Source organism: Salipiger mucosus DSM 16094 (genome assembly GCF_000442255.1).
GTDB classification, from domain to species: Bacteria; Pseudomonadota; Alphaproteobacteria; order Rhodobacterales; family Rhodobacteraceae; genus Salipiger; species Salipiger mucosus.
The window spans coordinates 170,887-191,671 of the sequence record NZ_KE557274.1; the positions used below are offsets into that span (position 1 = coordinate 170,887).

Genomic DNA, 20,785 nt, shown 5'->3' on the forward strand with positions numbered 1-20,785 from the left:
AATTATAGAATAAAGTCATCTTGCGCAAGGTCCGAAACCTGCAAGTCACTCAGGAAGACAACGTCGACATTCTCGGCGGCCTCCCCGGCGAACGCTTCTGGTGACAAGGATACCACGACGTGGTCGTTCGACTGCCGTAGAATAACGTCGCCAGCTTCCCAGGCGCCGACACCAGATCCGGCCAACAGGTCTGCGATGTCCAGGACGTCCTCTCCCGGCGTGAAGTCGGTCACGAAATCGATCTCGCCCGATGTGTCCGCGAAAACGAACCGGTCTTCCCCTCCACCGCCTGCCATGGTGTCGCTTCCTGCGCCGCCATCCAGGACGTTGTCGAAGGCGTTCCCCCAGAGCGAGTTGTCATCGGAACTTCCCTGCAGATCGGACTTCCCTGCCATGTTCATCAGGCGGCCCGTCTCAACATTCTCCGACACCAGGTGACTTCCACAGCCGACGAAATAGATCGCGTCGTTGCCTTCACCTGTCCTCTCGACGACGACATCGCGCTCGTTGTCGACGACATAGACATCATCACCGGCACCACCGGCCATCCTGTCGGCCCATGTGCCGCCATCCAACCGGTCGTTGCCGGCCCCACCACTGATCGTGTCGTGACCTCCGCCGCTGGAAATCATGTCATCGTCCGCGCCGCCCGAGATCTCGTCGTGTCCGGTGCGTCCCCAGAGCCTGTCGTTGCCAGCATTCCCGAGAAGCGTGTCGTTGCCCTGGTTTCCAAGCACGCGGTCATTGCCGTCCTGCCCACGGATGAGATCGTCTCCGACCCACCCAAAGAGCAGATCGTCGCCATCGTCACCGTTGATCGTGTCGTTTCCGTCTCCGCCAAGGATCGTGTCGGCGCCCCTGCCACCAACGGCCGCGTCATGTCCATCCTGACCGACGATGCGGTCGTCCCCCGAGCCGCCTTGCAGGTAATCGTCACCACCGCCACCGACCAGGTAGTCATCGCCGGCGCCGCCCAGAACCCGGTCATCTCCGAAGTCGGCGAAGATCGTGTTGGCCGCCTCGTTCCCGAAAAGAGCATCGTCGCCCTGCCCCGCGATGATGTGCTCGATGCCACCCTCGATGCTCAGGGTGCCACCGGAAATCCTGGAATCGTAACCGTCCCGAAGGCTGATGACATTCGGATGCGGACTGGCGGCCGCATTGATGATGTCGTCCGAACCCACGGTATCGGACAGACGTCCCCTGGAAGCGTCCTCGGCCAACATTTTCCGGAAGTCGGCGGTGTAGAAGTACTGGTCACTTGTACTGGTCTCGTCCCCCATGAAGGTGAGACTCACGGACTCCGCGGGCACGTTGACCTCGTCCCCGGTCTCCATGTCGACAGCTTTCACCGTCCAGGTGCCGGCGGAACTCTCCGACCAGAACGCATTGGTGTAGTAGTCGAACTGATCGACGCCGGAGCTGCTCTGGCCGGACAGGAAAACCGACTCCGTGCCATCCGGAGACACCAGCTTGTAAGCGACGTCCGCGTTGCCGACCTGAAGCCCTTCCGGAGACCCGGCACTTGCCCAGTCGATGGTGATCCGGACGTGCTGGATGTCGATTTCCTTTGCCACGTCGGTCTCAACCTGGTTTCCGTAGCCGCCAGCTGATGCTCCGGTGACCTCAACCTGGTTCCCGGAGACACCCTGCTCGAGCCAGTTCCGGGCCAAGGCTGTCGCCGCGCCGGCATCCACGCCCCCGAACCCGTAGGAGTTGCTGAAGGTCATCCCGCCGCCGTTCCAGGTGCCACCACCGTTGGTTTCCCAACCTTCCCGGTCGCTGTGCAGATATCGAGACGACAGGGCGAGGATCTCCTGGACGTCGCGCCACCCGAGATCCGGATTGGCCTCGAGCATCAGAGCCGCGACCCCCGAGGTCACCGGAGCCGCCGCGGATGTGCCTCCACCGGCCACCACGCGCCCGTCGTGCTGGATGACCACATTTGTCCCCGGCGCGCTGACAAGAATGCCGGCGCCCTGCGAGCTGCTTGGCGCCATCGCGCCACCCTGCATGTAGTTGCCGACGGCGATGGTGCCTTCATCGACCTTCATGCTGTGCGTCGGCATGGTACTGCCGTCGGGATCGTAGTTGTTCCCGGCCGCGAACACGATGACCGTCCCGAGACCATCGCGCCCTTCCATCAGTGCCTGGTCGATGATGTTTTCATAGTTCTCCGCATAAAAACGGGACTCGTAGGACCCGCCGTAGGCGCCGTCGAACCCCCATGAGTTGTTAAATACATCCGAGTTCAGGGCCCCTTCGCGAAAGGCTTGCTCGATGCCGTCACTGTCCCCGAACCTGACCTTCTGCCCGGCCCAGTCGGACCCGAAGGCAACACCGAGGCCGCCCTCTCCATTCCGGGCGCCGGCCGCAACGAGGGCCGTCATCGTTCCGTGATGCAGACCGGGCCCGCCGGGAAAGATCTCGTTGTCTCCCTCGTGATGATCATAGGAGAGTTCGGGCCGGTAGTTGGGCGAAAGCTCGGGGTCGGAGTGATCGAAACCGCTATCGAGCAGGCTGATCAGGACCCCGTCGCCCGAGTAGTGTTCCCAGGCGGCCGTGATGTTGATGCCGGTCGCATGCGACAGGTGCCAGGCATTGTCGAAGTAGGGCTCGTCTTCCCAGAATGTCTCGGTCGCGGTGGCGTCAGGGGTCGCTGAAGTCGTCGATGCAGGCACGTCTGAACACTTTCTATGGTGGTTCAGATACCCTACCGGGCAAAGGTGCAATCATGGTTTACGCGGCACCACACCCTTGGGGAGACATCTGCCTCCCCAAGGGTGTGGTCACGTCAGAGCACGAAGTCGCTCTACTGGATGCCGGAGAGCGAGATCCCGGTCAGGATCGCGACGTTCACGTCACCGGAGACATCTCCTTCATAGGCGTCAGCGGACATCCATACTTCGACGTTACCGTCGGCCTCGGTCAGCCAGATGTCGGAGGACTCCCATGGATCGGTCGCCGTATCTGCGAGGATCGCGTCCAGGTCGATGTCGTCGATCCCGGTCTCGAAATCGACGATGTAGTCGGTCTCTCCCGATGCATCCGTGAATTCGAAGGTATCCGCACCCCCGCCGCCGCGGAGCGTGTCGCTGCCGACACCGCCGCTCAGGACGTTGTCGTAATCATTCCCCCAGATCGAGTTGTCTCCCAGCCCGCCATGGAGTTCGGCGTTGCCTGCGGAGTCGAACAGGCGGCCGGTCTCGACATGGTCGCCGACATCGAAGGATCCTGACCCCAGGATATACATCGCATCGTTGCCCTCTCCGGCTTGTTCGATGACCTGGTCCCCCTCATCGTCGACCACGTAGACGTCATTCCCGGTGCCACCCGACATCGAGTCCTGGCCGGTCCCGCCGTCCAGCCTGTCATTCCCCTCCTGCCCGAGCAGAGTGTCATTTCCCGTTCCGCCATCGAGGGAGTCGTTGCCCAGCGCGCCTTGGAGATGGTCCGCTCCGGAATCTCCCCAGATGCGGTCATGTCCGTCCCACCCGGAAATCCCGTCATTGCCGCGGCCGCCGAAAATCCGGTCGCCCCCGTTCCCACCATTGATCGAGTCGATGCCCTGCCATCCGAAAATCAGGTCGTCACCGCTACCACCATTGAGTTGGTCGAAACCATCACCGCCAAGAATGGTGTCATTGCCGGAATCTCCATGAACATAGTCATTTCCGTATCCGGCGACGATCCGGTCATTCCCGGAGCCGCCGTAGATGTTGTCATCGCCGCGAGCAGCGACGATGTAGTCTCCTCCACCGTTCCCGTTGATCGTGTCGTCGCCGAAATCCGCAAAGATGGTGTTCGCCTGCCCGTTTCCGTCGAGACCGTCATTGCCGGCCCCCGCGATGATATGCTCGATGCCGCCTTCAACGGTGAGCTCGCCACCGGAGATCGTGCTGGCGGCCCCGTTCCGGATGTCGATCTGGTTGTTGTCCGACGAGGCGGAGGTGTTCACGATGTCCTTCAGGCCGGAGGCATCATTCAGAGTTCCTCTCGAGGCATCCTCGGCGACCATTGCGGCGAAATCCTCGGTGAAGAAGTACTGGTCATTCTGCGATGTCTCGTCTCCGAGGAAGGTCATCTCGATGTTGCTGACCTCGACATCCAAGGGGTCCCCGGTGTCCTGGTGCACGACGTCCACGGTCCAAGTTCCTGCGGAGCCTTCCGACCAGAAGGCATTGCTGCCGAACTCGAAGACCATGGAATCCGAGCCATAGCTGCGGCCCTCGACAATGACCGACTCTGTCCCGTTCGGTGACGTCAGTTTCAGAACGACGTCCTCCCAGGAGGTGCTTTCCCAGCTCATCTCGATGAGCGTGTGCTGGATATCGATGTCGTCCGACACATCGACCGTGAACTGTGATCCGGTCTGGGCGCCCCCGGGAGCGAAGGAGCCACTGGCGGACCGCTGCGATGCCGTCGTCCCGACGTCGAGCCAGTTGCGTGCCAGGCTTGTCGCAGCCGTGGCATCGATGGCACCGAACCCGTAGTCGTTGCTGAAGGTCATCCCCCCGCCGTTCCAGTTTCCGGCACCATTGGTCTCCCAGCTGTCGTGATCGCTGTCTATGTAGCGGGCCGACAACGCGATGATGTCCTGCACATCCCGCCAACCGAGATCCTCGTTGGCCTCCAGCATAAGGGCGGAAACCCCGGAGACGACCGGCGCAGAAATGGAGGTCCCCGTGCCGTACTTTGTCTGGTCGCCGTCCTGCACCGGCAGACCGGTCCCAGGAGCACTGACAAGCAGGTTCGCACCGCGCCCGCTGGAGGCGTTGATCTCGTCGGTGGCATCGTAGTTCCCGACGACAATCGTCCCGGGGTCGACTTTCAGGCTGTGGGTTGGCGCATTTGCTCCGTCCGGCGAACCGTCATTCCCGGCGGAGATCACGATCACTGTCCCGAGCCCGTCTCGGCCCTGCTGCGTCGCGTCATCGACAACGTCACCGTACCGGGTTTCGTAGTAAGGTGATTGGTAGCTGCCACCATAGGCATCCAGGAAGCTCCAGGAGTTGTTGAAGACATCGGCGTTCATGGCGCCTTCCGCGAAGGCCTCTTCCAGACCTTCGTTGGCGGCGAAGTCCACCCGCTGACCGGACCACTCGGCATTGTAGGAGATCCCGATGCCACCGATTTCGTTGTCGCCGCCGACTGCCACCTGGCTCACCATGGTGCCATGCCAGAACTCCCCGCTTCCCGGGTAGATGTCACCATCATCCTCCGCATGATCGAAGGACAGGTCAGCCCGGTAGTTTCCGCTCAGCTCGGGTGCGTCATACTTGAAACCGTTGTCCATGAAGCTGATCAGGACACCTTCCCCGGAGTAGTGCTCCCAGGCCCCTTCGATGTTGACCCCCGGAGCGTCATAAAGGTGCCAGGACGCGCCGTGGTTCGGCTCGTCTTCCGCGAACGCCGGCGCATCCGGCCGGGCGGTGTCGTTTCCATGTGTGTCGAACGTGGTGTTCATGGCAGGATCCTCCTATTCTTAACCAAGTGCACGTGGAGGTAAAGATTTCCGAAAGAAAGAAGCCGCCACAAACGCACATGTTAAGAATAGGTTTCAACTAATTCATTGACACGCAAGAATAGAAGGAATATCAGCCACCTACACACGAAAAGAAGGACGCCGCTTTGCCAGGCATCGAAGACTTCAACCCGACCGACCGTCAGTACCTTGACCTGGATGAGGTGATCGACGGCGGGACCGCGAACGACATAGCCGCCAAGCTTCACAGCATCGAGGCGGATATCCGGAAGAAACGTGACATCGAGGGCGAGATCACCTTCGAGATGACACCGAATTCACTCTGCGCCATGTGGACGCCCGAGCACGACCCCGAGCCCGAGGTCCCCGAAGAAACGTACGAGCAAAAGGTCCAACGCCGCCGCCAGGCCGTCTATGCCAAGCAAGTACAGCAACTCCGTAAGGCGGCTGCGGCCCTGGATATTCCGCCAGCGCCTGGCGCCACCGTTACCTGACGAGGACGAAGCGAAGCGCCGCACGCGGCAGCCCCTGCTACCTACCTGCCTTGCAGGTGCCGATTGGTCCTGCAAGGCAGGTGAAATGCACGGACAAGACTATCTGTCCCGCGTGCCACACGGAGACTGGAATGCGGCAGGATTGGTTTGAACATCGCGACGAACTGGAACCAGACATGGTTTTTCGTCACCGGGATGGCAGTCTCGTGATGCTCGACCGACCTGTTCCTGGTGACGGGACCCAATGGTACGTCGCAGAGTTCTGGAACGGCTCATGGGCCTGGATGGACACCATCGTTGAGCCCGGAGACCTGCTTGAACCTGCAGAGGATCCGAAGGAACCAACGCCTGCGTCACCAATGGCACCACGCTGATCCTCCGGATGGATGACGTCGGGAATTCACTCGACGCCGCGATCCGCAAGGACCGTTTCTATGATCCCGGTGTCGGTCGGATTGTTCAGCTCCCAGAACGCTTCTTCCGACTCGATCTGGACGCACCGGATCGATTGTCCGCCCTCCAGGAAACGCAGTTGCTCGAGCCCTTCATGGGCTTCCAGGGTGCCTTGGATCGTTGACGCGTAGCGAGTCAGAGCCGCACGCCGATACCCGTAAAGGCCGACATGGTGAAACACCGGCACCTCCGCTGAAGGGTCAGGTTCGCCGGCCGTGTACGGGATGACTTCCTTGGAAAAGTACAGGGCGTCCCCGTCATGGTCGAATACCACGGTCGTGCCGCCGACACGTCCTTCGGCGCGGTCGGCTTTCAGCTTCCCGAGCGCCTCGAGGCTGCAACGGAGAGCCGGTGTGGCGACATCGACGTACTCGTCCGAGAATGCATCAATGAGCGCGTGGCAGAATGCCGGCGGCGTCAGCGGAGCATCTCCCTGGAAGTTCACGAACAGATCGTATTCAGGGAAATGTTTCGCGACGTAGGCACAGCGCTCGGTGCCATTTTCACAGTCCGTCGGCGTCATCATCGCATTCGCACCAATGCGCCGGCACTCCTCCAGGATCCTGTCGTCATCCGTGGCAACGACGACCCGGTCCACGCCCTGAACAGCCATCGCCGCACGCCACGTCCGTTCGATCAGGCTCTTCGCGACGCCCGTCGCGCCCCGGATCGGAGATAGGGGTTTTCCCGGGAAGCGGCTCGATGCATAGCGCGCAGGGATCACGATCATCGTCTTCATTCGAACTCTCCATTCTAAGTTCGAACTCGATACCGGACAGAATTTCAGACACGGTTAATTGCCGGCAACGCGGTCCTTGGCAACGAGCTGGGTCACTGCGCGTCCGGCCGGCTCACGGCGATCCGCCACAGCACCATTCGACTGTCTTCTTCGTACCTTGGAAAGGCGAGCATCCCCATGACGTGGGCGACCATGGGGAATTCGCTGACATCATCCCCTCGCGCGACCTGAAGAGTGAACGGGACCCTGAACTCGAACCATTTGCGAGCCTTCGGTCCGACAAGTCCTTCGCGAACCTTCTCGATAACTTCGCCGGCATGAGCGGAGACAAAGACGGACCCGAGATCATGATCGTCCAGACCAAGCTTTCGGATCGCGCCGTCAATATCGTCGAGAGCATCACCCGCGGCTTCTTCCAGATAGAAGTGCCCCTCCGAGCGCTCCAGGATTCGGTCGCCCAGATCCTGAAAATGATCGTCTACATTCGGGCGCCAGAAGGTGAAGATCTCCTCTACGGTGACCGCGCTCCAGGACCTCGCCTCCTGCAGTGGGACCCTTCGCAGATCGTACTCGCTGAGGACCGTGTCGCCATCCGCATCCATTGACTTGAAGAACGGGAGCTTGGTGCGGGCCCACTTGGCATGCGAGAGGTCCGATGGAAGGTCGGCACGGTCACCATCCAGGTACAGCTCACGCTTGTACCCTCCATCGCGCCGTGGGTCCGATGTGCGCGAAGCTCCTCCCCCGGGCTCGTATTGCAAGAGCTGAGCGCCTAGAGAATTGGGCCCTGCCAACATGCAAAGCACGACCACGACCGGAAAAATCTTCATCGCCCCCCATTCCTTCGATCATTCCATCGCCAGGTACGCATCATCGCACCATCCGCAAGCAGGGATCCCCTGGCCCACGGGCGAACCACGCGCCAGATCTTCCGCGCACTATCTCCAGCCCCCGGTGATCAACGAAGTGGCTTCTGCCGGAATGCCGGGCCTCCTCTCTCCAGTTCGGGCACTCTCGACCGGCAACGGAAAGCGCGATGTCCCTAGGAGGAAGCTCGGCCTTTCCGACGTCGGTTCCGCTGTCTGCGCGGATCGCGATCCCACGCAAGGTATCAAGGTATTCCGCCCCCGGGGCGGTGGCAAAATTTCCGCAGGACACTCCCGCGATAAAGGAAGACGCCGTTTGTGCCTCGGTCGCTCCGGCGGCCTGTGGGCACTGCTCCCTCAGAAGCCTCCTCGAGAGCTCCCTCGTCGTCTCGAAGTCGACGCCCATCGAGAAGAACAGGTCGGCGTCGGAGAGGACCGCCGCGCCCGCAATTCCTTCCGGATCACGGGCAAAACACGGTGGAAGGACCGAGGGCAACCGAACATCGTTTTCGGCAACGGAGGCTTCGAGTTCGATGACATCCATGAGCCGCATGATCGGTTGGCGTAAGCGCGCAAGGCTGGAGACGATGACCCTCCGAACAAAATGGCATTCCTCGATGCACATGCCATGCGCCAGCATCATCTCGGCTGTCATGTCGGCCGAGCGCTTCTCTATGTCGAACTCCCCGAAATCGGCGGCACCTGCCCCGGGATGGTCCAGATCGTGCCCCAACCCGGCAATGGTAAGCAGGATGCTGGCGCGGTCAGGGTCCCTGAAGCGGCTCATGCGTCGGCTGAACAACGCTGCGATCATCGCCACGTGAAAGGCATGGGCCGGCGAATGGAACTCGTTGCCTGTCATCGTTTCGGATACCCGCTGGGTCAGGCACTCAATGAGTGCCTTCTCCCTTGAAGCGAGAGATGGGAACCCGACGGACACAAGGACGTCCACCGCCTCCAAGACAGGGACATCATGTACCGAGTGGAAGCTTCTCTTCAGAGCCTCACGCTGAGCCCCACTCGCTGGGCGACTTCCGAAAACCTTCTCGATGTCCTCTCCGAGACCTGACACAATTCCCACCTGATGCGTGACTGCCCGCAAGGTGGGAATTGCTTGTTAATACCAAGGAAATCGGGCCGATCACCCGATCAGCAACATTCGGTATCCTCTTCCCCTGACCGTCTCGATGTTGACGGAGCGGGAGAATGGATTTCGTCGAAGTTTGGATCGCAGGGAGGCAACGACCTGGTCTGCCGACCGGTCCTCGTACTCGGGCTTCCGACCATACAAACTTTCATAAAGAAATTCCCTCGACACGATCTTCCCAGCATTTTCGAGGAGGGCCTCCAGAAGTCCGGCTTCTTTCGGGGTCAAGCGCACACGCCCGCCTGCCCCCCTGACGGAAAGGTTCCTGTCTCCATCCATGAAAAGCACGTCCGATGACCGAAACGAGGAAAACGGACTCAACTCACCGAGGAGCTCGGCCACCTTTTCGATCATCTGGCGCGGATTGAACGGCTTCACGAAGTAGTTCGCGACCCCTGACCGACGCAGCCTCTCCTCGTCGAATTCGCTATCAGCGTTGAGAAGCGCCAGAAGCTGAGTCCCGCCTGCCGCCACGCCGATGTCGTCGAGAACATCTTCGACGGTCCCATCCGGAAGGACCTGGGCGCTTATGATTAAGGGAGGGATCCCGTCAGAAGACACCTTCTCTTGCAATGCTGCAATGGTCGGACATGCGTTTGCGGTCCACCCCCCGAACGAGCGCAAGGACGCGACAATCGACGCCGAAAGTCCCGGATGATCCTCGAGAACGAGGATAAATGCCGGCGTTTGTTCGTCGCCAGGCTTCCCCTGTTCCATTCCGTACCTCCTGACCGCTCACCTCGCCGACTCAATGCAGCACCCTGGGACATGTTTCCTCCCCGGAACGTCCGCCTGTCATACAGGACCGAACGGGTCAACGCTTACGAAAACCCCAGATACATCTTTTCGCCATAGGTTGCACCTGCACAAAAGGGGTGTCACCATGACCACGAAAATACCTGCGAACCAGATATCGACGGTTGCCGTACCTGGAACCGATGGGAAGCAACTGGCCCAGGGTGAATTGAAAGAAAGCTGGAACGAAGACGTCGACGGGGTCAAGAAGACCTTCGGCTCAGTCGACGTGGGCAGAAAGACAGTGACCGGAGAGATGCTCTAGGCAAGGATGAAGATCCTTGCCACTATTCAGTGAGATTCACACGGTGCAAAAATCAGCTTGACCTATCGTAATTAATTCTTTATAAACCTCCCTGCACAAGGGGCAAAAAGAGGTTTCCATGAAGGATTTCCAGGCGAACGATATGCATGCCGAGGTCGCAGCCACGACCATCAACGATGCACTGAACGAACAGATCTGCGGCCTCGTGGCCGCGAAAGCCGCTGCGCATGAACGTGCCGGCTCGCCCATGTCGGCTCGCGCCATTGCCAAGATGGCGCTGGATTTTCATGCCGTCATGGGCATGACCGAATTGCCGGAGTCCGATCCGGAACCGGCAGAGCAAGAAGATCAGACGGATCCCGCCGAACAGGTCATCGACGAAATGCCGGCCGCCGAGGCAACCGCGTGGAAAGGCGAGAGGGCCCCCGGCAACCCGGCCGTCCCCATCGAGAAAAGCGTGCAGCCGGATGGCATCATCTGCCTCGAGAATGGCCGCAAGTTTTCCATGATGCGCCGCCATCTTAACGAGGTGCATGGCATGACGCCCGACGAATACCGCATGAAGTGGGGCCTGCCGTCCGACTATCCGATGACCGCGCCGAACTACGCTGCGCGGAAATCGAAGGCCGCGAAAAAGACCGGTCTCGGTCGGCACAAGCGGAAGCAGGCGGCCCAGCAGCAACTCGTCACGGCCTGAACACGAGTCAGCAGCAGCCAACTATCTTAAAGGCCCCGGGAGACCGGGGCCTTTTCGTTTCAGATACTGGGCGCATTCGGCCAAAGAAAGAGGCCGGCACCGCCGACCTCTTACCCTCTTGAAACTGGTCCCCACCGTCAGAACGGAATTTCATCGTCGGTGGTGGTTTTGGTTCCACCGCTATCCCCACCAGCGCCGTCGACCGCTCCGACAAGCTCGTATTCCTCATCCGTGATTTCGTGATCGGGCCAGACGTCCGCGAACATGAGACCAACGCTGCCTTGATCTTCGTTCACGACGATCTGCGCAGATTGACCGCCGGAGAGGTACCCAAGCTCCCCATGCACCTTCATCCAAACGTTCTTTTCGCCTTTCCTTTCGATCATCGGCAGCGCATTCTGCTTGAAGCAGATCACTCGGTGTTCGACGAAAACCCAGACCTTCTTGCCGTCACGTTTGACAGGCCGACCAGTCTGCATGCGCATGACGGCGTACTTTGCACCGGCGCGCGATGTCTTGATCTGCGGTGCCTCGACGAGTTGCCCGACCAAGCGGACGTCGTTAATGTAGGACAATCTTACCTCCGTAAATTTCAAGAAATACTTTGGGGCTTACATGAATAGAAGTCAACAACAGATCCAGTTCTTCCAGATATCCTGTCGCAATGATCACCGGACAACAAACAAACCTCTGTCTTGACCTTCGGGACCGGTTCAACACCCAGCTGCGTTCCGTTCATGCAAGCATGCGGGGAGCTTCCTCGAAGTCCATTGGAACCGACGCCCTGGACGGTTTTGAAACCACCCTTGCAGGCCACGTCACCCGTCTTCGTGACCTGAAAGCATTGTGGCTCTCGCGTCCCCACAGGGGAGAACGCCCCGAAATCCGCGTCATCATAACGGCAAACCTCGACAGTCGTGGTGGCCTGAACATCCGCTGGGACCCATCTGCCGACAACAAGCGCGACAGCCGCGCACTGAAGGACCTGTCTCGATCCGAATTCGGCGGCGCTTGGAACGTGGTAAGCATTCCCGGTGTCGCTGCTGATGGCGAGGCCACCCTCGCGCCTCTGGCCCGCGCCGCCTTCATGGTTCCCGATATGCTCGCATCCGCAATGACTTCCGAGGCTGCCACTCATGTCGCAACCAGCATGGATCTCACCATTGGGAACGAAATCGAGATCCACGACACCGAGACCATAGAGCGCACCGAAATAGAAAAGGGACTCTCGGCCCTTCAGGACATGCCATGGATATCGGTCGCGGAGGCTCTCCAGGCAGATCTCCGTGGAACGACGCCCGAGGAACTCCGGAAAGCCTGCCTGAGGCTGCAACGGGCCGCCGAACTGGATTACCATGAAGCCGCCAGAGCACTCTCCCTGGTGCGACGAGCTCGCCTCTACAACGATGCATGGTGGCGCACGGCTGCGAAATTCGAGTTACCGCAACCCAGAAGCCTTCGCCGGAGGGCCAAGCCTGGCAGAAAGCTTGTGCGCGTCAGTGGCTCGAAGGCCCGTCATTCCTCAATCGCGCCCCGCGGAACCGAGGGGAAGCGTATCGTCGCCCGAGGGCACATGAAGAGCAGTATCCGGGACAGAATGCTGTCCAAGCAGGAAGACTGGGCCTTCACCGCGGGGGATTTCGCGGATTTTGCCAGAGCCAGCGACCGCAAGCGTATCATGACCGCCCTCGAGGCCCTTCGCAGGGAAGGCGTCATTCGATCTGTTGCCAAGGGCATCTACTGCCGGGCCGATGGCCAGGTGTCCGACCATTCGGCGCTTAATGCCCTCATGCGCGACCGAGGTGAATTCTGCGCTCCAGGCATGGAATCCGCTCTTGCAGGTCTGACCACCGGCCAACCGGCTCATGACTTCTTCATGAGCGGACGCCTGAGAGCATTTCGTGTCTCTGGCCGCATCATTCGCTTGCATCGTGAACCCGTCCGGGGGCTTTGCGAGGCGGCCAGCCGAGCCAGGTCGCCCAGCGCGGTTGTTGCCATTGTCCTGCACCTGACCGGAGCACACGCACTCCCCGGGGAACGGTTCCGGCAGATTTGCGAAAACTTCCCGGAAGAGCACAGGCTATCCGTTGGGATTTCAGGATACATGATCTGACTATCCTTGCATTGCGAGCCAATGCCAGCTAATACTTGTTCATGACAAAGCCTAGCCTTCTTCCCGCCGGGATCGACAAGATCACCCGCGCTTTCATCCCGCTCGTCACCTTCATGATCCTCATCGCGTTCGCCTCCGCACTCAGTGCCGAGACGCGGATCGCCTCCTGGAACATCAAGCGTCTTCGCGACGACAACAAGGATTTCGCGGCCGTCGTCGAGGTGCTCAGCTACTTCGACGTGGTCGGGATCCAGGAGGCGATGGAAGAAGACGGGGTTACCCGCCTCGTCGATGAACTCGAAGACTACACCGGGACGGACTGGGGCGTCATGGCCTCCCATGCCATTGGTCGCGGGAGCTACAAGGAACACTACGTCTACGTCTGGAGAAAGAACCGGGTCGAGTTTGTGGACAGTGCGCTCGTCTACCTCGATGCGCAGGACGTCTTTGCCCGGGAGCCCCTGAGCGCACGGTTCCGCGAACTCGAGACCGGCACCACGTTCATGTTGGCCAACATCCACGTGCTCTACGGCGACAGCAAATCGGACCGCACCCCCGAGATCCGCGCCCTGAGCGACTACTGGGAATGGCTGGGCGACACCTTCCCGAACGAGCAGTTCTTTCTCATGGGTGATTTCAACATGGAGCCGGATGACGACTCCTTCCTCCCGCTCACCCGGTACGCGCGTCCGGTTATCACGAACGGTGCGACCACCCTGTCCACAAACGAGGGCCAGTACGCCAATCTCTACGACAACATCTGGATCCCGCGCCGTCTCTCGGCCGAGGTCAGCTCAGGCATTTTCCGCTTCCCCCAGGAGATGGAGTACACAAACGAATACGCCCGCGGCGAGATCTCGGACCACGCCCCGGTCTACATGATCCTGTCGGACATGAACGAGGAGTCCGGTCTCTATGCGCCGGCCACCGCCAGCCCGGATGCCGCTCCGGTACAATGATCCTGCTTTCAGAACGAGGATCCTGATCGAGGCGCTGCGTGGCGCCTCTTTTATTTTAAGAAGCTTAACATCCACTTAACCAGCTCGCTCATTATTCGAGACGCGGGGTCTTCCCCGAATTTCAACAAGTTGACGGACATTCTCGATGAACCCAAGAAAAATTGCCCTCTCCTCCCTGGCCGCATTCGCACTCGCCGGGATCACGCCTGCCGTTGCCGGCCCGGCTCAAGGCACGGAACTTACATCTCAGGCCGATCACCCCTTCTATCTCATGCCCAAGGTCGGCACGCTCGGCTATGGCGCCGATGTCGGCTACCGCGCGTCCGAACAGATCGGAGTTCGCGGCATGTGGCGCGAATTCAACCATGGCTTCGACTTTGAAGCCGAAGGCGAGGACATCGACGGCGACATCGACCTCGGAAGCTATGGCGCGGTCCTTGACTACTATCCGACGGGACAGAACTTCCGGATCTCCGGCGGCCTTCTGGACATGAGCAACTCCGTGGGCCTCGACACCACGGTCGAGGAAACCGTCCAGGTCAGCGGGATGTCCGTCGAGCGCAGCGCTGATGTGGACGGCGAGATCGAATACAAGGGTGTGGCGCCCATCCTGTCGGTGGGGTGGCACGCCAATCTCACGGAACGCGTCACCTATGACCTGTCGCTCGGCGCCGTGTTCGGAGGAAAGCCGGACGTCAGCCTCCGCTCCACGGGTGGGACCGGTGCAGGCAACCCCGACATCGAACGCGAGATCGACGATATCGAAGATGAAATCGAAAATCACCTGGATGCCGTCAGCGTCTATCCGGTGATCGAATTCGGTGTCGCCTACCACTTCTGATCCATCGATGCCCGGCGCTCCGGTGTGTCGGGCATCGAAACAACCTGCGGTTGACTTGCGGCATCAGGACCGCCATCTGTTGAGACAAAGTCAAATTGACTAATTCTTTGCTCTCGTCGGCGAAACCATTTGCTCATCTCATGCGTTTTTCTTTGTTTTCCTTTTCATAGGTGCTTGACGTGCATCTCTATTCCTTTAAAGGGGGCTTACAACCTGAGGGGAAATCAAGGGATACTATGAAAGACCAGCACTTCGATATGGAACAATCCACAGCAGTGGGCATGCCGACCGGAAGCAACCTTCCGAGCTTCACGAATGCAACTGACACACTGAACGTGGCGTTCTCCGCAGAATTCCACGTGGATGCGACCGACTCTGCACTGGCTGCCACCGATGTGCACGAAGAAGTTCGCCGTTCATTCGCCGGCTTTCTCGACGACCGTGCTGTTGAACAGGACAGCATGATCACCGGCGACGAGGCTCTGATCGAACTCGCGCAAGAAGACACCAAAGCAGACTTCCTGGTCACGGAATCCGTACTGGGCTACGACGGCGCACTCGATGACGACAACGATGATGAAGAGCGCTATCTCGCCATTTCGAGCGCCCCTGCGCCGCTTGATGATGCGATGTCCATGGCGCTCGAGGCCACGGACAAGATGAGCTCCGATGCCATCAGCACTTCCGCGCCGACCGAAATGACCGTTCAGATCAGGCTGTCGGATTCCGAAAACAGCATCTCGCCGCTGGATCTCGTTCTCAATCTCAACGAGCACACGTGGCTGTCGCGTTTTGGACGGGCTCAGGCCGTGCTGCCCGGGGAAGGATCCTGGGTCAAGATGACCCTCGCGGAAATCGTCATCCAGGAGTACTTCCGCCGCCCGACCCGGCTCACGCAACATGACGATCTGGCCCTCTGGGAAGAGCATCTCACGGAGATTGTCGAATACCTGATCGAAGAAGGGTTTGACGGAAGCTGCGCAACATCGGTCCACAGCGGCCGCAAGGGCGTCGATTTCTATCACATCGGCGGGGAGTCCTACGAAGACGACTTCATGCCGATCCACGCGACCATGGCTGAGATGGCGTATGCCGTCGACCAGGCTGTCCAACCGACCGGTCCGGAAGGTCGCGAATACCAGAAGCGGGCTCGCCGCAGCAACCTGCGCGCATTCGCGTCCCGGATCCTGAAGCTGCAGGATGTCGTGGACACGCTGGAGTTCCGCGATGACGACAGCGCACGGTTCGTCTCCAAGAAAATCCTCACGGACGGGCAGGAAATCGGCAGTGTCCAGAAGATGGGTGTCGAAATGGTGAAGGTCGGAAGCATCGCCGCGCCTGTCGAAACCGGAGATACTGCCTCCTATCGGCCTATCGCGGCCTTGCTTTCCGAGCGGCTGGCGAACACCTGACTTGGGAAACCAAGGATAGACCACATGCCAACCCCCCGAATCTTTTACATCCCGGTAGGCATCATTGCCGTTGCCGGGGTGATGCTGATGACCGCCCCGATCTTCGTGCCGGAACCCAGCTCCCAACGCCAGTCCTCTATGGTGCCCGGCAGGACCACCATGCAGGAATTGGCGGCCGTTCCGGCTTCTGCCGACCGGGCCGCTGCCCCGGGGAACTCCTTCGCACCGGCGGCTGCCCGCATGAAGCAGTCTCCGTCTTCCGCTCCGTCCCGGCAAGAAACGGCCGCAATGGACCGGAAACTACGCGAGACCCATCGGTTCTCCTTCAAGGCCCAGCGCAACGAGATCGCCGCCCATTACCAACGCACGACGGAAGCATGCGCCGTGACCTGGTGCACGATGCTGAACGGATCGATCTCGACACAGGGCGCAAGCCACCATGCGAACATCGCCGTTCGCATTGAGCCGAACATGTTGGACCGGTTCATGGCTGCCGTGCGAGACGGAAACGGATCCCTCGAGCTTCTGGAGCACAATCGCTCCGCGCAGGACATGACCGCGGAATTCCAGGACCTGTCGGCACGTCGGGAAAGCCAGAAAGCACTGAGGGACCGCCTCCTTGCTCTCACCAAGCGCCCCCTTCCGAACGACATTTCGGACCTTCTGGAAATCGAACGCGAGCTGGCCAGGGTTCAGGGCCGGATCGAGAGCATGGACGCCCGACTGCGCACGATCAACACGGTCACGGACCGCACGACGGTGCACGTCTCCTTCCGAAGCGATGCGCTCGAACGGCCGGTGTCCCACCCGCCCTACATCCAGAATGCCTTGAAGGAAGTCAGTTCGATCATGAGCCGGAACACGGCTCACCTGGTCAAGGTGACGGCATCCCTCGTTCCCTATCTTCTGCCGCTGTCTCTATTTGGCGCGATTGGACTGTGGATTCACCGCCGGCGTCGCCGGAGATCGGCAAAAAACGCGTAAGCCGGTTTCAGAACAGCGTCATCTGCGCGGGAGGTATGTGGCCACGGCCAAGGACCTGGTCGACAACCTCCTGCGCGGTGGCGTTTCGGTAGTCGGGGTGGCCCAGGTTGACGATGTCGACCGCATCTCCGAGCGTGTCCTTGGCCAACTGCAGCGCTAGGCTGGTCCCGCCCTTGAGCTTCCCGCCCTCGGTGTAGCAGATGATCGCCTTGACTGGATCGTCCGGAGGGTGACCGACGTCATCTCCGGGGTAGCCGAGGACCTGTAGCACGTTGCGTGCCAGGAGCCGCTGCGAGTTCTCGGAAAACTTGTCCCAGTTTCGCCGATAGCGAGACGCGATGGAAAAGTACTCCGCCGGGATGTTGAAATGCGGAGACCTGTTCCCGCGCGCGCCTTCCTTGTGAAGAAAGATCCGCTTCTGTCCGCCGGCGAGATCACACCCCTTCTCGAAGGCCTCGTCTGCTCTCTCGGCGCCGCCGGATTGCAGGACCCAGTCCGCCTCGGCCATCAGGCGACCGATCTCGATCATCGTCTCGCAGACATCCAATGGCGTCTCCCTGGACCCGATCCCCGCATAGTAGTTGGTCAAGCTCTCCATGATACGATCTCCCCCGTGTCAATGTGGACCATGTTGTCACCTTCCAGGAACCCCACCCCGCCGCGGCCAAGGTCCGATGCCGCCTCGAAAACGCGGCTCATGCCCAGCGCCGGGATCGTGAAATCCAGGGCCCGTCCGAACCCATGTAGCCGTTCCCGTGCAACCGAATATCCGGTTCCGGGCGCCTGAGCGCGTTTGCGCATCGTCTCTTTCGAAACGGTCGCGTCGAACACCGTGACTGTGCCGTCGTAGGCGAGATGTTTCAGGATCGCATGGAGAAAGTCGAGGAGCGCGGGATCCACCGCCGTCACGCTCTGCTGTTCCGGGTCGCGAAGAAACATGGACACCTTGTCGAGCGCGTCGGGAACATACCAATTCCCGCGCCAGTAGGTGAGCTCGATCCGCTCACCCGTGGCGACCCGGCGCAGGCGTAGGGTCCGATTGGTTGCCGGGTCGTTGATGCCGCCATGGAGCGGCTGGATGCCGAGCAGAGTATTGGCCGCCATCAGCCCCGCGGCATTGATCATCAGCTTTCGTCTGCTCAGCATCGCGCGTTCACCACTGGCGAACGCGGCCGTTGTCCACGTGTACGAAGTTGCTGCCCGGGTAGTACCCCACGCCGCCTTCGCGCAGCGCGAGCGCCTTGCTGCGGAGCGTGGACAGCGCCACGCCAGGGATGCGGATGTCGGCGGCGCGGCCCTGGACGTGCTTGGAATACTTGGCAACACCACTGGACCGGCGCCGAAGCATCTCGTTGGTATCCGGAGAGCGGTAGCCCGAAATCAGGGAAATCCCCTCCGATCCGCCGAGCTCGGCCTGCAGGGCATAGAGGATGTCGTAGACCTCGGGATCAATCCGCTTCTTCTGTTGGTCACGCCAGTCACGCATGAAATGGTCCAGCAGCGCAATGCCGTCGGGGTCGTATCCGCCATTGCGCCAGTAGGGGACCCGCACGCGCTCGTGCTGCCCGTCGATTGGGTGGGTGTTCCACATCTCGATGACGCGAACTGAATTGACGCCGAATGCCATCGACGCGTTCGGGAGAGCTGCCGCCAAGGAGCCGACGGCGAGACTTCCGAGAAAGGCTCTTCTATCCATTGGATTCAATCCCTCTGATTTTCAACAGGGGGACTTATCGGAGATCATGGTTTCCCTGACGTTTAAGTGCCGGCGGATCTGTTCCGTCACTATTCGCGGGTCAGGTTGTCCTCGATCCGGTAGCGCGGCGGCTTGTTCTTTTCTGCCATCTCGTTCACCGTTGCGAGGCTGATCGCGAGCGAGACGGCAACGAGTGCCGAGACCACGACGACACCGAGCGAGGCCGCCAGAACGAAGACCTTGCGTTTTTGCGCGGTCATCCTCGTCTGGTTCCTGAATTCGATCCCGCCACGTTCGGCACGTTCGGACAACATCTCGAAGGCCCGAACCGGGGTGTCGATGTTTTTCAGCTGCACGTGTCCGAGATCCGCGATGGGAAGCCCGGAGACCGACTTGTCGACGATGGACAGAAAGATCTCCGACATGCAGATCGCACCGGGATCGGTGTATCCTTCCAGGCGCGCGGCAAGGTTCACACCCGATCCCAGGACATCGGATCCACGCGTATAGATCTCGCCCATGTGCAGGCCGACCCTGAACATGAGCCGCTTGTCCGGAGAGAGTTTCTCGTTCTCCTTCGTCAGCTTCTGCTGGATTTTCAGGGAACAGGTCAGGGCTTCGGTAGCGCTCTCGAACACCGCGATGACGCTGTCGCCGGCCGTGTTGGCGATCCGGCCCCGGTGCTCGGCAATCGTCTTGTCGATGTAGCGCCGCGACCTTTCGAGGAGGGCCAGGGTGCGGTCCTCGTCGTTGGCCATGAGACGGCTGTATCCGGCCACATCTGCCGCAAAGATGATGGAGAGCTTCCGGGACTCCTTCCGGACCGCCTTTGGCCGTTTCATTCAAGTTCTCTTCATTGCCGTTCGATACATAGCTGTCGAAACTGGCTTAAGAAGATACCAAACGGCGATGGCCAACCTGTCACAAGTCAACTTCATGGATCTGTATCTTCGGGTGGACGAGGCCGCACCGACCCTGATGCGTCCGTTTGCCCAGGACAAGAAGCTTCCCCCCATCGTGCCTGTGCCCGACAAGTTCGAGGAATGGGTCTCCAGCTTGCGCAGGAAGATTGCCGCCCAGACCCAGAACGACTTCTCGATGATTTTCGACGGGATCCGCTACCGGGTGTCCTGCGAGACCACGGCGCTGGGCGAACGCTGGGCCAGCCTCCGCAAGATCCCGGGGGCGGTGCCACGCATGTCCGACCTGCGGATTCCGCACCACGTCCAGAAGAAACTGAAGTTCTATGCGAAGAACTCCGGACTGATCGTGCTCACGGGGCCGACCGGCTCGGGCAAGAGTACGACAGCCACGGCCTTGCTCGGCCACTACCTTCAATCAAACGGGGATGTCTGCGTCTCAATCGAGGACCCGGTGGAATATGATCTCCAGTCCCAGAATTGGGGCAAGCACGGCCGTTGCTACCAATTCGAGGTCTACCAACAGCATGAGTGGGCCGAGTATCTGAAAATGGCGCTGCGCTGGCACCCCAGGTACATCTATCTCGGCGAGCTCCGGACCCCCGAGGCCACGGCACAGGCGCTTCGGGCCGCCACGTCCGGGCACCTGGTGATCACCACGCTGCACGCCGGCACTCTTCAGGATGCCCTCCACGCCATGCGCCAGCTTGCGGCGCCGATTGCCGGAGACCGGGCGGACCACCTGATCGCCGACAGTTTCCTGGCGGCCGTGAACCAGGAGCTGACACCCTTCGGCCCAAAGATGCAGATGCTCTATGCCGAGGGGAAGGGACTGGGTGATCCCGTGCGAGCGAACCTGCGCCGGGGCAAGATCGAGCAGATGGAAACCTGGATCGACCGACAGAACCGGCTTCACTGA

Annotated in this window: 21 protein-coding genes; 10 read left to right on the forward strand and 11 right to left on the reverse strand. The window is 60.4% G+C overall.

The window, feature by feature from the left end; all coding sequences use genetic code 11:
- Positions 1-2 precede the first annotated feature (2 nt).
- Both SALMUC_RS07000 and SALMUC_RS07005 read right to left on the reverse strand, forming a co-directional pair.
- Entirely contained in the window at positions 3-2,681 is a 2,679-nt protein-coding gene (locus SALMUC_RS07000) for a S8 family serine peptidase (protein ID WP_021119970.1), read from the reverse strand.
- Between the two features lie 131 nt (positions 2,682-2,812).
- Complete coding sequence (locus SALMUC_RS07005; protein ID WP_021119971.1) at positions 2,813-5,467, reverse strand: S8 family serine peptidase; 2,655 nt, start codon at positions 5,465-5,467, stop codon at positions 2,813-2,815.
- Between the two features lie 164 nt (positions 5,468-5,631).
- Here SALMUC_RS07005 and SALMUC_RS07010 point away from each other — a divergent pair, with 164 nt between their 5' ends.
- Together SALMUC_RS07010 and SALMUC_RS29610 are read left to right on the forward strand one after the other, a co-directional pair.
- On the forward strand, positions 5,632-5,979 hold the full coding sequence (locus tag SALMUC_RS07010; protein WP_020038152.1) for a hypothetical protein: 348 nt from the start codon (positions 5,632-5,634) through the stop codon (positions 5,977-5,979).
- Between the two features lie 131 nt (positions 5,980-6,110).
- Positions 6,111-6,353, forward strand: a complete 243-nt coding sequence (locus SALMUC_RS29610; RefSeq protein ID WP_156883410.1) for a hypothetical protein — start codon at positions 6,111-6,113, stop codon at positions 6,351-6,353.
- 26 nt (positions 6,354-6,379) lie between these two features.
- On the opposite strand, the gene SALMUC_RS07015 is transcribed toward SALMUC_RS29610, so the two are convergent.
- From SALMUC_RS07015 to SALMUC_RS30330, 4 genes are all read right to left on the reverse strand, one after another.
- Positions 6,380-7,171, reverse strand: coding sequence for a 3-deoxy-manno-octulosonate cytidylyltransferase family protein (locus tag SALMUC_RS07015; protein WP_020038153.1), 792 nt, complete (start codon positions 7,169-7,171; stop codon positions 6,380-6,382).
- Between the two features lie 92 nt (positions 7,172-7,263).
- A complete protein-coding gene (locus SALMUC_RS07020) occupies positions 7,264-8,001 on the reverse strand; it encodes a hypothetical protein (protein WP_020038154.1) in 738 nt (245 codons plus the stop codon).
- 40 nt (positions 8,002-8,041) lie between these two features.
- Positions 8,042-9,109 carry a hypothetical protein gene (locus SALMUC_RS07025; protein WP_156883411.1) on the reverse strand — a complete coding sequence of 356 codons (1,068 nt, stop codon included), beginning with the start codon at positions 9,107-9,109 and terminating at the stop codon, positions 8,042-8,044.
- A 69-nt stretch (positions 9,110-9,178) separates the two neighbouring features.
- Entirely contained in the window at positions 9,179-9,901 is a 723-nt protein-coding gene (locus SALMUC_RS30330; RefSeq protein ID WP_020038156.1) for a response regulator transcription factor, read from the reverse strand.
- Positions 9,902-10,067: 166 nt separating this feature from the next.
- Here SALMUC_RS30330 and SALMUC_RS29625 point away from each other — a divergent pair, with 166 nt between their 5' ends.
- The gene (locus tag SALMUC_RS29625) at positions 10,068-10,244 is read left to right on the forward strand and encodes a hypothetical protein (RefSeq protein WP_021119973.1); all 177 of its coding nucleotides are present in this window, start codon (positions 10,068-10,070) and stop codon (positions 10,242-10,244) included.
- A 118-nt stretch (positions 10,245-10,362) separates the two neighbouring features.
- Positions 10,363-10,941 carry a Ros/MucR family transcriptional regulator gene (locus SALMUC_RS28075; RefSeq protein ID WP_020038158.1) on the forward strand — a complete coding sequence of 193 codons (579 nt, stop codon included), beginning with the start codon at positions 10,363-10,365 and terminating at the stop codon, positions 10,939-10,941.
- 137 nt (positions 10,942-11,078) lie between these two features.
- Here the strand turns inward: SALMUC_RS28075 and SALMUC_RS07040 are convergent, their stop codons facing one another.
- Positions 11,079-11,516, reverse strand: coding sequence for a single-stranded DNA-binding protein (locus SALMUC_RS07040; protein ID WP_020038159.1), 438 nt, complete (start codon positions 11,514-11,516; stop codon positions 11,079-11,081).
- Positions 11,517-11,605: 89 nt separating this feature from the next.
- Between SALMUC_RS07040 and SALMUC_RS07045 the strand changes: the two genes are divergently transcribed.
- From SALMUC_RS07045 to SALMUC_RS07065, 5 genes are all read left to right on the forward strand, one after another.
- Positions 11,606-13,054, forward strand: coding sequence for a hypothetical protein (locus tag SALMUC_RS07045; RefSeq protein WP_021119975.1), 1,449 nt, complete (start codon positions 11,606-11,608; stop codon positions 13,052-13,054).
- 41 nt (positions 13,055-13,095) lie between these two features.
- Positions 13,096-14,013 (forward strand): endonuclease/exonuclease/phosphatase family protein, encoded by a 918-nt coding sequence (locus SALMUC_RS07050; RefSeq protein WP_156883415.1) that lies wholly within the window; start codon positions 13,096-13,098, stop codon positions 14,011-14,013.
- A gap of 145 nt (positions 14,014-14,158) precedes the next feature.
- Positions 14,159-14,854 carry a hypothetical protein gene (locus tag SALMUC_RS07055; RefSeq protein ID WP_156883416.1) on the forward strand — a complete coding sequence of 232 codons (696 nt, stop codon included), beginning with the start codon at positions 14,159-14,161 and terminating at the stop codon, positions 14,852-14,854.
- Between the two features lie 236 nt (positions 14,855-15,090).
- Complete coding sequence (locus tag SALMUC_RS07060) at positions 15,091-16,266, forward strand: hypothetical protein (RefSeq protein ID WP_021119976.1); 1,176 nt, start codon at positions 15,091-15,093, stop codon at positions 16,264-16,266.
- 24 nt (positions 16,267-16,290) lie between these two features.
- Positions 16,291-17,250 (forward strand): DUF4349 domain-containing protein, encoded by a 960-nt coding sequence (locus SALMUC_RS07065; RefSeq protein ID WP_020038165.1) that lies wholly within the window; start codon positions 16,291-16,293, stop codon positions 17,248-17,250.
- A 7-nt stretch (positions 17,251-17,257) separates the two neighbouring features.
- Here SALMUC_RS07065 and SALMUC_RS07070 read toward each other — a convergent pair whose 3' ends face one another.
- The 4 genes from SALMUC_RS07070 to SALMUC_RS07085 form a co-directional block, all read right to left on the reverse strand.
- Entirely contained in the window at positions 17,258-17,848 is a 591-nt protein-coding gene (locus SALMUC_RS07070; protein ID WP_020038166.1) for a hypothetical protein, read from the reverse strand.
- Positions 17,836-18,396 carry a peptidoglycan L,D-endopeptidase MepK gene (locus tag SALMUC_RS07075; RefSeq protein WP_084513922.1) on the reverse strand — a complete coding sequence of 187 codons (561 nt, stop codon included), beginning with the start codon at positions 18,394-18,396 and terminating at the stop codon, positions 17,836-17,838. The genes SALMUC_RS07070 and SALMUC_RS07075 overlap by 13 nt, the downstream gene beginning before the upstream one ends.
- 7 nt (positions 18,397-18,403) lie before the next feature.
- Positions 18,404-18,946, reverse strand: coding sequence for a peptidoglycan L,D-endopeptidase MepK (mepK, locus tag SALMUC_RS07080; protein ID WP_037371314.1), 543 nt, complete (start codon positions 18,944-18,946; stop codon positions 18,404-18,406).
- A gap of 89 nt (positions 18,947-19,035) precedes the next feature.
- The gene (locus SALMUC_RS07085; protein WP_021119981.1) at positions 19,036-19,788 is read right to left on the reverse strand and encodes an adenylate/guanylate cyclase domain-containing protein; all 753 of its coding nucleotides are present in this window, start codon (positions 19,786-19,788) and stop codon (positions 19,036-19,038) included.
- A gap of 94 nt (positions 19,789-19,882) precedes the next feature.
- On the opposite strand from SALMUC_RS07085, the gene SALMUC_RS07090 reads away from it, so the two are divergent.
- Entirely contained in the window at positions 19,883-20,785 is a 903-nt protein-coding gene (locus SALMUC_RS07090) for an ATPase, T2SS/T4P/T4SS family (RefSeq protein WP_198014517.1), read from the forward strand.